Annotated in this window: 8 protein-coding genes and 1 pseudogene; 4 read left to right on the top strand and 5 right to left on the bottom strand. The window is 62.6% G+C overall.

The features are described 5' to 3' along the window. Nucleotides 1-379 precede the first annotated feature (379 nt). Nucleotides 380-1246 (bottom strand): HNH endonuclease signature motif containing protein, encoded by an 867-nt coding sequence (locus tag ACS5PK_RS21905; protein WP_439442393.1) that lies wholly within the window; start codon nt 1244-1246, stop codon nt 380-382. A gap of 8 nt (nt 1247-1254) precedes the next feature. Continuing rightward, a complete protein-coding gene (locus ACS5PK_RS21900) occupies nt 1255-2886 on the bottom strand; it encodes an AAA family ATPase (RefSeq protein WP_439442392.1) in 1632 nt (543 codons plus the stop codon). Nucleotides 2887-3133: 247 nt separating this feature from the next. On the opposite strand from ACS5PK_RS21900, the pseudogene ACS5PK_RS21895 reads away from it, so the two are divergent. Beyond that, nucleotides 3134-4198, top strand: a pseudogene (locus ACS5PK_RS21895) (AAA family ATPase); the annotation flags it as partial. 283 nt (nt 4199-4481) lie between these two features. Here the strand turns inward: ACS5PK_RS21895 and ACS5PK_RS21890 are convergent. Together ACS5PK_RS21890 and ACS5PK_RS21885 are read right to left on the bottom strand one after the other, a co-directional pair. Beyond that, nucleotides 4482-6041, bottom strand: a complete 1560-nt coding sequence (locus ACS5PK_RS21890) for a phytase (RefSeq protein WP_439442391.1) — start codon at nt 6039-6041, stop codon at nt 4482-4484. 14 nt (nt 6042-6055) lie between these two features. Beyond that, the gene (locus ACS5PK_RS21885) at nt 6056-8605 is read right to left on the bottom strand and encodes a TonB-dependent receptor (RefSeq protein WP_439442390.1); all 2550 of its coding nucleotides are present in this window, start codon (nt 8603-8605) and stop codon (nt 6056-6058) included. A gap of 178 nt (nt 8606-8783) precedes the next feature. Here ACS5PK_RS21885 and ACS5PK_RS21880 point away from each other — a divergent pair, with 178 nt between their 5' ends. Further along, complete coding sequence (locus ACS5PK_RS21880; RefSeq protein ID WP_439442389.1) at nt 8784-9704, top strand: GGDEF domain-containing protein; 921 nt, start codon at nt 8784-8786, stop codon at nt 9702-9704. Next, nucleotides 9701-10735, top strand: a complete 1035-nt coding sequence (locus tag ACS5PK_RS21875; RefSeq protein ID WP_439442388.1) for an AraC family transcriptional regulator ligand-binding domain-containing protein — start codon at nt 9701-9703, stop codon at nt 10733-10735. The genes ACS5PK_RS21880 and ACS5PK_RS21875 overlap by 4 nt, the downstream gene beginning before the upstream one ends. 13 nt (nt 10736-10748) lie before the next feature. Here the strand turns inward: ACS5PK_RS21875 and ACS5PK_RS21870 are convergent, their stop codons facing one another. Then, nucleotides 10749-11516, bottom strand: a complete 768-nt coding sequence (locus ACS5PK_RS21870) for a DeoR/GlpR family DNA-binding transcription regulator (RefSeq protein WP_439442387.1) — start codon at nt 11514-11516, stop codon at nt 10749-10751. Nucleotides 11517-11741: 225 nt separating this feature from the next. On the opposite strand from ACS5PK_RS21870, the gene ACS5PK_RS21865 reads away from it, so the two are divergent. Further along, entirely contained in the window at nt 11742-14000 is a 2259-nt protein-coding gene (locus tag ACS5PK_RS21865) for a TonB-dependent receptor (protein ID WP_439442386.1), read from the top strand. Nucleotides 14001-14027 lie beyond the last annotated feature (27 nt).

Genomic DNA, 14027 nt, shown 5'->3' with positions numbered 1-14027 from the left:
ACTCGGCGACGGCGGCCTGGCGCTGCTTGCTCCATAGTGCGTACGTACCCATCAAGTCGTTGATGGATACGAGCATCCTAGGCGCGGCTCAGCGGATCAACATGACATGCCAGGACGCTTACACTTACAGTCGCAAGAATGCGCCTGACGACCGTCGCACGTCCCTCTTGGCCGAAGCTCACACAGCTTTTGGGTTGCAATCAGCAGTTGAACGGGCGCGAGGCATCCTTCAGAACACTCAAACCAACCCGTGCCTCGACAACCTTCTAGCGCGCGAGGAGCAGCACTAACGGCTCGCTGCCTGCACGTCTTGCGACAATCTTGAAGTGACATGCAAGTGCCTGGCGGAAGCTCGCAGAGACAAGTTTCGTGAACCGCGTCAATCAGCCGCGCCGTCGACAGGCTGCAGGCCTAGTGCAGTTCGAAATCCGCCCTCGTAAAACTTGGGGCACTCGGCCAAACCCCTCATTAGGGCCGTCCGCCAATCGTTCGCGCCTTCCCGCCGTATCAGGGTGGCCACCATGCCATCAAGAAACTCCTTGAGGCCATTTGCCCCCATCTTTTCGAACGATGACGCAATTGGGTACTCAAGCCCACCAAGATAGAGATTCACCTGCTTCTGGTATCGCTCATGCAGCCTAAATTCCACCAAGTGGTGACAGAGTCGTGCATACAAGTCATCGGACATTCCTTCGCTCTGGACGACTGAGTACTTGACTAACAGCCCGCCGGTCACAGCATCAATGTTCGCGTCGGCCCGAAGGAAGTCGAAAGCAGATACGTCTTCTAAGTAGACGTGGACCTGCTGTTCACCGGTGTTAGCGGATGGCACCCTGCGCTTGCCACGATTGCAAGCGCCACAGCATGGAACGAGGTTCAACGGCAGAATGCTGAAGAGCTTGTAGTGGACTCGCTGAAGCACATGGTCGAGTTCCTCCACCTGACCAAATCCACAGTAAGGACACAACTGCGCCAAGTGCTTGAGCGCGGCGCGCAACTTTTCGAGGCGTCTACCGTCCTGAACTAGGTTGTAAGCATCGTGGACAGCTGTCAGTAGGCCTGCCCTTGCGCCCTCTCCTGTCAGTTCGACAGATGGACGCCCAAGCTTCTCTACATACTTTTCATATAGCAGCAGCACAGCGTCTTTTTCCGCTTCGGACACTTGCTCCGGAATCGCCCCGACAGGAAATGCCACATCAAGGTGTTCACGGTAATTTTCGGCTTCAAGCCGCTTCAGATTCCACATGGCCAGACTTAGGGCTGACTCGACAGACGAGCTAGCACGTACGCACGAGCTTGGTGACTCAAGCGTCCGTCCTTGAACAGGCCTTCGATGGCTTCGAGACGCTTGTAGCGCTGCACAAGTCCATCCAACACCTGGTAGAAGTCTGTTGCTTCACTCTCAAGCCCGAACACTTCGGCAGTAATAACGCCAATGCTCTCGCCGAAAGTCTCTGTACTGACTGGTAATACTCTAGTCAGGCTGCCCTCGCGGCGAACCACATGTATGTGCCGAGCCATTGACTCTTGGACAACGACTGGCGAATGTGTGGCAACTACGGCTGTTGCTTCGTACTCTTTCAACACGCCGCGTAACGCATGCATCATTGCCGAAAGTAGCGGCGGGTGAAGATGTGTTTCCGGTTCATCGAAGAGAACGAGGGAGCGCGCCTCTAGATTGGCTACTAGTCCAAAGACGACTAGCAACGCGATTTTGTGGCCGGTGCTGCATTGAAGAAATTGCTGACGTGCAACATCAAACTCATTGGGGTTCTTTGACAGTGAGGTCCAGTCATAGCTGAAGAGCCCTCGCTCCAGCTTGCTCAGAGCATCCCCTAGGACAGAACCTCTGCCCTTCTCGAAGACCTTTTGCAGGTACCCGGCAAACTCTTCGGCGAGTTGGTCAATCGACTTCAACTTCGTCCTTGTCACTCTGTCGTCGACGGCGCTCAACTCGCCGGCTAACGGCATTCCACCAAAGTCCATTTCCTCAACCTCCGCGGCAAAGTCACGGAGTCCAATGAAGCTGAATCGGCCTGCGCCGCGCCGCATGTCTTTGGCAATCTGAAGGCGATTTCGGTCGTCCGACCCAGGGAGCTTAAAACTGTCAAATGGGCTAAAGGCAACTGTGACCACTCGAGGAAATCCGACACCCTCTGGCGCTAGTTCCCCCAGACCGATGACTGGGGGCTCCAGCCGTTCTGATGGCGATGCGTATGCGACGCGCGCCAGGCGGGCGAGCAACGTGCTCTTACCCGAACCGTTCCTGCCGACAATGACGTTTACACGCTCGGGAAGACCCTCCTCGAGGAAGCTCCACGGCTCACCTGACGTTGTGTCCACCGAGATTGGCGATTCCCAGCCAGATGGGGAAAACGTAAAGGACTGCTGGTCCTTGGGCTCGACAGCGTAGTGTCCGTCTACCAATCCTCGGGCCAGCAGCAGAAACTGCGCGCCCACGTCCTTCTGGTCGCGAAAGAGTGACGTTCTCCAACCATCTTCTTCCTTGAAGTCTGCGACCAGCTCAGGCTTTGCAACCACGTCACGCAATGCAGTCATGGCGTAGTTGCCGACGTCGCCAAGCTCGCGCAGGCGCGCGTAGTAGTCAAGCGACTGGCCCACCGAGCAGTAACGCTCGTCGAGGCGCTCAAAATTTGCCGCAACTAGGAGGGGGTCTGACTTGGTTTGCCCCTTTCTTAAAATCTTCACTGCACCTAGAAGTGTCACCTCCTGCTCGCCAGTGGATGCCGTTGCGTAGTACGAAAGGTGGTAGAGAGTTTGAAACGAGTAGTCATTCCAGTTGTCTTGCTCTAAGACAAATGCTGGAGCTGTAACGCTCGGATGCTTCGTTCGAGGTGGAACCACTATGAACGGAATCGCGGTCATCGTCATTTTCTCCAAGGGGCCCCGACAGCCTGCACCTGCTAGACCAAGAGCGCAGCCCACTTTCAATCCAACTAACTTTAGCCTGTCCTATGGCTCGTCCAGTGCGCCCTATCCAACATAGGCATCATTCATTTGCGAGCGGCGAACTGACCTGAACAATTGGATATGGGTCGCACACGCTGTATGCGCGCTTGGTCGAATAGCACGCGCACCTGCACAATAGGATGGCAAAGGGAGAAGAAAATACATGAGTGCACATGAAGCCATTTCAAAACAACCGTCTGGCGCGTCGTTCTTTAGAGCCGACCTTCATGTGCACTGTTTTGGCACCTCGCACGATGTGTCTGACCCCTCCATGACGCCGGAGGCCGTGGTCGCAACTGCAGTGAAGGAGCGCCTTTCGCTTATCGCAATTGCAGACCACAACGAAATTGGCAGCGTCGAGAGGGCTCTTGTGGCGGCCCAAGGAACGGCCGTGCTTGTTGTCCCTGCAATCGAACTCTCGACGATTCAGGGGCACCTGCTTTGCTACTTTCCAACACTTGCGGCTCTCCGTCGATTTCATGGAAGGTTGTCCCTAGTTGACGGCGGCTTGCCTAATTCACGGTGCCAGCAGTCAATGCTTGAGTGTCTCAATCTAGTCAATGAATTCGGCGGGTTTGGCATCCTTGCCCATGTGGATGCGCCCTCGGGCTTCGAAGTTCAGGTACCTGGCGCCTCTCCTCACAAAGCAGACGTTCTTTGCCATCCTGCGCTTCTTGGAATGGAGCTAAAGACAGCGAGCTCGGTCATCTCTTATGGTCCTTCAGACCCGGACGAAGCTCGCTCCAACCTTGGTGTTGAACGTATCAATAGACTTGGCCTTGGCTCAAAGCAGAGTCTCGCCAGGGTCCTCAATTCAGATGCGCACACGCTCGCCGCCCTGGGACGGAACGCCGAGAACGCCCAGAAGGTGACGCGCTACAAAATGGATGAACCTGGATTCGAGGCGCTACGCATCGCGCTTGAGGACGCTGACGCTCGAGTGCGAATCGAAGACCTTGTGCCATCGAGCATCCCAAGCGTGATTGGCCTTCAAATTGACGGCGGGTTCCTCGCGGGTCAGACCATACGATTTAGTCCGAACCTGAACTGCATCATCGGTGGCAGAGGGACAGGCAAGTCGACGACCTTTGAGGCGGTTCGCTGTCTGATTGATGACGGCGAGGAGCGAAATCCCGTGGTCGATTCGGACGTTTGGCCAGAGGAACTCAACTTGGTGTGGCGCGACAAGGCCGGGCAGGAGCACAACCTGTTCAGACTAAAAGGCGGTGGGGCCTGTCAGGATTTTTGTGTGCGAGGCATAGCATGACGACCAGGAGCATCTATGCCTTACGGCTAGCAAGTGACTGCTCCCGCTCGCCGAAATCATGTAGTGGCTGTTTAGCCCTCGGTTGGCTAAAACATGTACCGGAGCGCTTCCGAGCAGCGGTGAAGTAAGAATGGGCACGAACTTTTAAAAAATTCAAGTGCGACAATAACTTACGGATCCACCGGACTGATCATTCCTGCCTGCGGCATCCACTGGCCAGGCGCACAAGGCACTCATGCCATAGTCAGTGCAGACCCAAGGCCTGCTTGACCTCGCTCCAAGGCAACAACTTGAAATTCTGCCGACCGTCAGGCAGGCGCTTGTGCCCGTCCTGCACGACCAGCAGGCCCTGAGAATACGGCCCCCCCAGATTGGCCGAGGTGACGTCCAGCCCGTCAGTCTCCGAGGCGCCATCGATGCCACGCTGGGCGTTGATGCCGATCCGGAAGCCACCACGCAGCGTAAATGGGGGCCGCGCATCCAGCACCAGGTAGCTATCACTGCCCTGGGAGGAAACAACAAGATAGCTGGGCCCGCCATGGCGCCCCTGGTAGACCGCCAGGCCTTCTACATCCGCCACCAGCTCCCGCCCGACCGGCAGGATCAGCTGTGGCTGGGCGCTTGACTCAGCACTCGCATTCAGCCCCCAGATGCTCAGCGCCCAGATACCGCGCTTTTCCTCCCCGATGAAGAGTCGCTGTTCGCGCTCGTCCACCACGCAACCCTCGGGCTGGCTGTCGAGCTTGAACTGGCGCAGGAGGCGCGCCCGCCAGCGCCCCTCATGCCACTCAATCCGGTACTGCTGGACGCGGCCATCCTTGTCATTCGGGAAGGCGTCAAGCTGACCGTCCGGCGTGCGGCCCACGCAGAGGCCGTAAATGTCGGACAAGTCCGTGGGCAGGCGCGCCAGCTCAGACACGCGGCCTCGGCCGTCGATGCCGAAAAGCACCAGCGTCTGCTCGTCACGCTGGGTGGCCACCGCCAAATCCCAGCGCCGCCCGCCAGTGTTGATGCCCTGGCGCAGATCTACGTTGTTGATGCGCCCCACAGGCAGCATCTGGCGCTGGCGACCGTCCAGCCCGTAGGCCAGCAGGCCCTGCTTCTTGTTCGTGCCCAGCACCAGGCTCTGGCGGACGTCATGAGGGGCGACCCAGATCGCCGGGTCGTCGGCCGCATCGCCCTGCTGCCCCACCGGCTCGGTCTGCGCGAAGGGCTGCAGCACCGGCCAATCGGGCCGTACAGCAGGCGCCGGCTCGTTCAGCCAGCGCCGCGGTCTGCCTTCGGGCTCAGTGGCCACGAACCACTGACCAACGCCGGTCTCCCCGAACTGCAGCAGCCCGCGCTGATCATCCACCAAGCATCCTTGCGGATGCGGTGCCGTGGCCAGCCGGCGCAGCGGTCGCGCCGAGCGTTCGCCCAGCAGCCATTGCTCGCTCAGGCCTTCGTTGCCCAGCAGGAACAGGTGCAGCAGGCCTTGGGGATCGAGATGCAGACACAGGGTCTCGATCTCGAAATCCGGCGCCGGCAGCTCGTGGACCTGCAGCCTGCCGCCGCGCACGCGTGCCAGCAAAGGGTGGCCGCGATCGGCATTCAGCAGCACCGCCACGCGGCCCTCCCCCTCTCCTCGCTGATCCCAGCGCTTGGCACGCACGGCATGGCGGTCCAGCTCAGCGCCCTGGGCGTCGAGCAGATGCAGCCCGCTCCTGTCCAGCTTCAAGGTCATGTCGTCCGCCACGGCCCAGGGAGCAGCCAGAGCGAGCAGTGCTGCAGCCAGACAGTCCTTGATCATCGTCCTCGTTGCCATTCTCATCCTCCTCTTCAGAACAGCGAGGCCTTGACCGACAGTTTGAAGGTGCGGCCATAGTGCTCGTTCTGCACGTTGAAGGGCTTGCTGCCCTGGTAGACGTAGTAGCGCTCGCGGTTCAGGTTGAGCGCCTCGGCGACAACCGACCAGCGGCGATCGAACTGCCATGAGGCGGACAGGTCCAGTTGCCGCTGGCGGTCGACATAGCGGTCCTGGGCCGCGTTCAGGATGTCGGCGCCCAGCTCCATCAGGTAATTGGACTTCTGGTTCAGCGCAAGGCGAGCGCTCAGGGGGCCCGCCTCGTAACCCAGCATCAGGTTGAACACGGCATTGGACTGCCCCGGCAGGCGGATGGTCCGGGACAGCGGTCCCCCTGCCTTCTTGTCAAAACGTGCCACTTCGGCCCGCGAGGCGGAGAAGGTGGCGTTGATGCCGACGATCAGGCCGGACAACACGCCCGGCAGCATGCGCAAGGGCTGGCTGTAGGCCAATTCGATGCCACGCACCCGGGCCGTGTCGCCATTGGCAAAGCTGGTGGCCGTCGTGTAGGAGGCCCAGGCACCACTGCCTGCGAGGTTGGTGGTGTAGGTGAAGTCACGAATCGCCTTGTCAAACAGGTAGGCCGACAACACCCCTTCGTTGCCCAGGATCCGTTCGACGCCGAGATCCAGGTTGCGGGAACGCAGCGGGTTCAAGTCCGGATTGCCGATGCTGGCCTCCGTCGCGCTGGCCAGGCTGATGCCAGGGGCCAACTGGCCGAAGTTGGCACGGACCACGGAATTCCACCAGGCGCCGCGCACTGAAGTCCTTGCGTCGACCTCATAGCGGGCATGCAGGCCTGGCAGCCAATGTCCATAGCGGCGCTCGCTGTTGCGTTCGCTGAGCACGTTGCTGATGCTGACCTGGTGACCGCGCGCTTCGAAGCGGGTTTCCTCTCGCCGCAGGCCTCCCAGCAGCTGGAGGCGGTCGTTGAGCTCGTGGCTGAACTGCAGGTAGCCTGCGGTGACGTCCTCGCTCATGTGGTAGTCGTTCAGTGCAGATTCGCGTGCCAACCGAGCCGGGTCGCGAGCCAGCTCGGCTACACGGGTGCGAACCCGCTGGGGATCAATGGCTTTGCCAATGCGCCCGTACGGAAAGTCCAGCTCCTGCTCGGAAGCGAAGGCGGCGAGCGTCGTGGGACCGGCGCCCCAGTGGTTCGGGCTGCTGGCACTGCTGCTGGTGTAGGCCCATTGCTCGGTGTCGTTGCGCTTGTCGCGCTGGCTCTGCTTGAGACCGAACTTGATCGACGCGGCTTGTCCCGCCAGGGTCAGCCGCCGTTCGAGGTCGAGCTTGGCGTGGCTTTCCTTGTCTGCACTCCAGCGCGCCTGCAGCGTGATGCCGTTGAGCGCGTAGGACGCCGTGTTGTAGAGCGCCGCCGGGCCCGCCAGCAGCGGCCGCTGGCTGTCAGTGAAGGACACGCCCGCGACGTTGTTCTGGCGGAAACGCGCGTCGTTGATCGACTCCGGCGTGTCTTCGCTGGCGCGGCCCAGGCCGGCAGAGGCCTGCAGGGTCCAGTCCTCCATCTGGTGCTCGGTGCCGACACTGAAAGCGCTGATCCCCTGCGTGTACTTGCGCTGGCGCAAGCGGCGTTCCGCACGGGCAGTCACGACCTGACCCTCGGCGAACAAGCCCCCCGGTGTGGCTGCGCTGCTCGCCACATTGCCCAGGGTCAGGCGGTCGCGGACCTCGTCGTCGCTGAAGCGGCTGGCGAAGGCACGCAGGTAGTAGCTCTCGCCTTCCTGCGGACGGTAGTCCAGGTTGACCGAAAAGGCCTTGCGCTCACGCACGGGGAGGTAGTCGCGCAACTCGAAGCCGCTGAGGCGTCCTTCCGTCCAGGCACCGCCAGTCTCCACGTCGTCGGAGCCAAAGCGGCGCTTCTCCGTGCTCAGTCCCACGGCAAGGCCCAGGCGCCGCGATTCACCGAATCGGCGGGCCCACAGCAGGTTGGCGTTGGCATCGCTCCGGGAACTCAGTTGGTCATGCGTGACACCAAGCCCGAGATTGAGGATGGACTGCGGCAGATCGAAGGCTGACAAGGTCTTGACGGCAATGCTGCCGCCCATGGAGTCAGCATCCTGGTCCGGTGCCAGGGTCTTGCTGACCTCAAGGGAGCGCACCATACCGGCGGGCAGCGTGTCCAGTGCCACGCCGCGGCGGCCAGACTCGGGTGAAGGCACCAGCGAGCCGTTGATCGAGACCGAGTTCAGGTCTGGCCCCAGGCCGCGGATCACCACGTAGCGGCCCTCCCCTTGGTCACGCTGCAAGGAAACGCCCGGCATGCGTGCCAGCGCTTCGGCCGCATTCTTGTCGGGCAGCGCGCCGATGTCGTCGGCGCTGATCACGCTCAGCACATGGTTGGCCTTTTCCTGGGCGGCCAGAGCCTTGCGCATGCTGGCGGCCTGGCCGGTCACGGTGACGGCATCCAGCGTGGCGGGCGTCCCGGAGGCCTGGGCCCCGAAGGCGGCGGCAAGGCCCAGGCTCAGGAGGCTGAGGCGGCAGCAAGTGGGTCGGCAGGACGGCTTCATGGGTGGTTCGACTGGGTTGGCGCCCGGCGGGCAATGGGGGCGCACTGTCCCGAACCGAGATGGCAGTCGCGTGACACCGACCGATGAGCGCAGCCCAGGCTGCCGACCTGAGCCGATCCGACCCCCACCCTTGCTCGCATCGGCCACTGTCACAAAGCTTTCCTAGCATGGCGCCCCCATGAACGTTCGCTTTATGCACCGCCGGTTTGCATCGTCTCCGCTCCCGGCCTTGGCGCCCGTCCTGGGACTGACCGGCTTCGGCCGCCTCGTTCTGCTGGCGATGGCGCTGATCCTCTATCTTTTCCAGGACGAATCCATCGCCAGGCCGCTGACGCGCTGGAACTGGATGGACATCGTGGGCGAAGGCGGCATGGTGGTGATGGCGGGGGTATGGCTGATGCAGCTGCGGGCCAGCCGGCCCGCAGGGCGGGTGACCGACCTCCTGTGCCTGGGGCTTGCCGCCATGCTGCTGGGCGAATGGGTGGATGCGCTGGACGAGTTCATGCTGCTGCCCAAGGCCGTGCTCTGGGACAACTGGCTAGAGTCCTGCCTGGTGCCCCTGGGCATGTTGCTCGTGACGCTGGGCCTGCACCACTGGCGGGAGGAGCATCGCGTGATGACGGAACAGCTGCTGCGCCGTGAGCGGCTCTTTCGCGAGCACCGCAGCCTGGACGGCATCACGCAACTGGGTGATGCAGGCTACATGGCGGCGCAGGTCAGCCTGGAGCAGCGCATGCAACGCACGGCCGCGCTGGTGATGCTGGGCTTTCAGGACTTCGAGAGGGTCGCCCGTGAGCACGGTCTGTCAGAGGCTGACCGCCTGCTGCAGGCCGCCAGCCACCTGCTGCTGCTGAACCTGCCGCCTGATGCACTGCTGTGCCGCTATGCGGCTGACCGCTTCTGTGTGCTGCTGCCCGGGACTGAGGCTGCCTCCGCGCAGGGGCTGGCGCTGCAGCTGCAGGCGGCACTGAACCACCTGGGGCACCATACGCGGGCGGGCCTTCGCCTGCAGTTGGCGGCACGCAGTGCCTGGGCCCTGATGCAGGCGCAGCAGCCAGCCGACGAGCAGCTCCTAGCCCTGGCCCGGAGGCTGGCATGATGCCCACGCTCAGCCGGGAGCTGTGCGCGCCGCCTGGTGCGCCGGTCTTTGAGCTGGGCACCCGCTGCCTGCCTTGGGAGCAGCAGGCGGCCTGCGTGCTGGAATTTGCGCGCAGCCGGGAGGTTGATCCGGAGTGCCTGCTGAGCCATTGCAGGCTGACGCGCGGTGCGCTGATCAGTCCGCAGCAACTCCTGGCCTTGCTGGCCGCGGTGCAGTTGCTGCTGCCAGCGTCCGACACCCCCTTTGTGCTGGGCCAACTGAGCCTGCCCGGCCAGGGTGGCCTGGCCAGCCATGCGCTGCTGCAGGCCTCCACGCTGGGCGAGGCCCTCTCCCTGTTGTGCCGCTATGCCGGCCGCCTGTCTCCCTTGCTGACTCCGCGGCTGCTGCGCCATGGTGACGAAGTGCTGCTGCTGTGGACCGAGTCCTGCGGCGTCAGCGCAGCTCAGCGAGCCTTCGTGGTCGACATGCACATGAGCGCGCTGAAGTCCCTGTGCCAATGGCAGGGCGGAACAGCCCTTCCCTGGCGCTTCTGCTTCAACCGCACCCGGCCTCGGGACCTGTCGCAGCATGCGGTCTTCCTGGGGGCCGAGCTCAGCTTCGGCTGCCAGTTCGATGCCATGCGGCTGCCTGCGGAACTGCTGTCGCAGGCCTGGCCTCGCGCCGTGGTGCCCAATCTGGCAGCGGCTGCGCTGGCACAGCAGGCAGACCCGACCGCATCGGGGCGAGGACTGCTGGCCGCGCTCTATGACTGGCTGCTGCCACGCTATCGCGAGGCCCCGTCCCTCGATCAGGCGGCCCAGGCCTTCGGTGTCAGCCCCGCGACGCTCAAGCGGCGGCTGGCCCAGCACGGCAGCCACTACCAGGCCCAACTGGACCAGGCGCGCAGCCATGTCGCCCTGTACCTCATGCTGCTGCAAGGGCGCAGCAGCGAGGCCGTTGCCGGCGAACTGGGTTTCAACGACCGCAGCAACTTCAGGCGCTCGTTCAAGCGCTGGACGGGCTTGACACCGGGTGTGGCTGCGTCGGGGTGAGCCTGAACGCTGCTCACGGGTGCTGGATCTCGCTGATGCCCGCCTGCATCAGCGACTGGCGCAAGGTGTCCGGCAGCGGCTGGTCGCAGACGAGCACATCGACCAGGCTCAGCGCGCACACCTGCACACGGCTTGCCTGCCCCAGCTTGGCGATGTGTGCGAGCAGGACCTTGGACTGGGCATGCTGGAGCATGGCTCTGGCTACCGCCGCCTCATGCCAGGCGTAGTCCATCGCACCTAGTCGGGGGTCGACGGCAACGGGTGAGACAAAGGCGAAGTCGACCCGATGCCGCGCGATCTCCTCAATGGTCTGCTCGCCGTACGTGGCCGGCACGTCGCTCTCGAAACGACCTCCCAGCAGCATGACGTCGATGCTGGCGTTGCGCCGCAAGGTGGATGCCACCTCCACGGCGTTGGTCACCACCCGGATGTGATCCAGCCGGATCAGGTGCTGAGCCAGGGCCAGCGTCGTGGACCCTGCGTCGATAAAGCAGCTCTGCCCACTGCGCATCAGGCTCGCCGCCAACTGGCCTATTCTCAACTTCTCGGCTTGATGCGAATGGGCGCGCTCCGAGTAGCTGGGCTCCGGCGAGAAGCGCCCATGGCTGTTCACTGCGCCACCATGGATTCGGGACAGGCGCCCTCCCTGCTCCAACTCGATCAAATCTCTCCTGATGGTCTCCCTGGAAACGCCCATGTCCTGCGCCAGTTCCTCTGTGCTGACCTGCTGCTGCTGTTGAAGCAGGGTCAGGATGCGCTTGTGTCTGTCCGGGGTCCACATGGTTGCTTGTTCGCTGATTGGCAAAGGTCCAGGCATTGCAAGACTTCCGCTTGGCCCGTGTGTGACGCGTCTTGGAAATTTCTGTGAAGTTGTGGAATTGAGTCGCACATCCAGGGAGTTGCCCCAAATACTTGGGCCTGTCGTTGATTTGTCGTGGATTTTTGTGACATTGCGCAGGCGCTCCCGGCACCGCCGGCCTGCAACATCAACACAGCAATACATACCATGCGACATCTGCCTGCCCCCACCCTTCTGGCTGCCGCTTTGCTGGCCGGTTTTGCCGCCCACAGTGCTCATGCACAGTCTGCAAGCACCTCGGAGACCCAAGAGCTAGATCGCGTAACGATCAACATCGGCCGGGGGCAACTGCGTTCAGTCCAGGGCCTGACCAAGGCCGACTTCGAGGGCGCGGTGGCCGGCCTGAGTCCCCTGGCGACGGTGTCTCGCCTCCCTGGCGTGAACTTCCAGTCGGCAGACCCCCTGGGCAACTATGAATGGTCCACCCGCTTCACCTTGCGCGCGTTTTCCCAGAACCAGCTGGGTTTCACGCTCGACGATGTGCCGCTGGGCGATATGAGCTACGGCAACCTCAACGGCCTGCACATCAGCCGCGCCATCTCCAGCGAGAACGTCGCTCGAGCCTACCTGTCGCAGGGCTCCGGCGCCTTGGAAACGGCTTCCTCCAGCAACCTCGGAGGCACGCTGCAGTTCTACTCCAGCATGCCTCTGGAGAAGTTCGGCTTCCAGGCCGCGCAGACCCTGGGTAGCAGCAGCAACCGTCGCACCTTCCTGCGCCTGGACACGGGCAGCTCGCAGATCGGCGAGTTCTACGTCAGCTACACGCGCCAGAACGCCGACAAGTGGAAGGGCTCGGGCGAACAGCGCCAGGAGCAGTGGAACCTCAAGTACGCCAAGCAGTTGGGCGAGCATCAGCTGACGGCCTTCGTCAACACCTCCAAGCGTCGGGAGATCGACTACCAGGACGTGTCCCTGGAGATGGTCAATCGCCTGGGCTACAACTGGGACAACTTCTACCCTGACATCCAGGCCGCACTGAAAGCATCAACGACTCACTGCGGCAATGCCGGCAGCACCTACGATGCCACCTGTGACGATGCCTACTACGCAGGCGCTGGCCTGCGTGACGACACGCTGGGTGGTGTCACCCTCGACGCCAAGCTGTCCGAGCATGCGCGCCTGAAGACCACGGGCTACTGGCATCGCAACGATGGCCGTGGCCTCTGGTACACGCCCTACACCGCCTCACCGGACGGCACGCCGCTTGCGCTGCGCACGACCGAATATGCAATCCGTCGACAGGGCGTCGTCTCCGTGCTCGACTTCGACTTCGGCGCACACCAGATCAAGGCGTCGCTCTGGCACGAGAACAATGACTTCGACCAGTCGCGACGCTTCTATGCGGTGTCCCCCACCCAGGTTCCCAGCCCCTACGACTTCCCCAGCAATCCCTTCCTGACCCAGTGGCAGTACGCCTTCAGCACCAAGACCGACCAGTTCTCCCTGTCCGACACCGTGGCGCTGAGCCGTGACCTCACCCTGGGCGCCGGGTTCAAGTCGCTGCGTGCCCGCATCGATGGTCAGCTGGAAGTCGGCACGGGCAAGCCCAGCGGCAGCATCACCGCCAGCAAGGGCTTCCTGCCCCAGGCCGGCCTGAATCTCCAACTCAGCAAGGAAGACGAACTGTTCGTCGGCGCATCCCGCAACATGCGCGTCTACCAGGGAGCCGCCACCGGCACCACGCCCTACGCCACGACGGACGCAGGCTTCGCGGCCATCAAGGGTTCGCTCAAGCCTGAGACCTCTGACAACTTCGAAGCCGGCTGGCGCACGCAGGGTCGTCTCTACGAGGGCAACGTCACGGCCTACGTGGTCAACTTCAAGGACCGCCTGCTCGGCGTCACGCAGGGCGCTGGCATCCAAGGCAACCCGACGGTGCTGTCCAATGTGGGCGGCGTCCGTACGCAAGGACTGGAGGCCGCCCTCTCCTTCCGCCTGGCGCCGGGCTTCAGCTGGTACAACAGCGTGAGCCTGAGCAAGTCCACCTACCGCGATGACGTGGTGAGCAAGGACGCGAACAACAAGGACATCGTGGTCGCCACCAAGGGCAAGCATGTGGTCGATGCGCCCGACACCATGTTCAAGTCCATCCTCGGCTACGACAGCGGTGCGCTGTTCGGCAGCCTCGGCCTCGACTACATGTCCAAGCGCTACTACACCTACCTCAATGACGGCAGCGTCGACGGTCGCACATTGCTGAACCTGAGCGCCGGCTATCGCAGCAAGTCCCTGGGCTTCGTGTCGGAAGGCACTTTCACCGTCGGCGTGAGCAACCTGACGGACAAGAAGTACATCTCGACGGTGGGCAGCAACGGCTTCACCAACGACGATCCCAAGGGAACGGGCCAGACCCTGCTGACCGGCGCCCCGCGCCAGTTCTTCGTCAGCTTCTCGGCCAAGCTCTGACCCGCGTTGGCAGTGGCGCCCAGGATG

Source organism: Roseateles sp. DB2, from assembly GCF_051857535.1.
Classification (GTDB): domain Bacteria; phylum Pseudomonadota; class Gammaproteobacteria; order Burkholderiales; family Burkholderiaceae_C; genus Roseateles_B.
The sequence above is the reverse complement of the archived record's forward strand: the minus strand, read 5'-3'. Positions and strand labels throughout refer to the sequence as shown.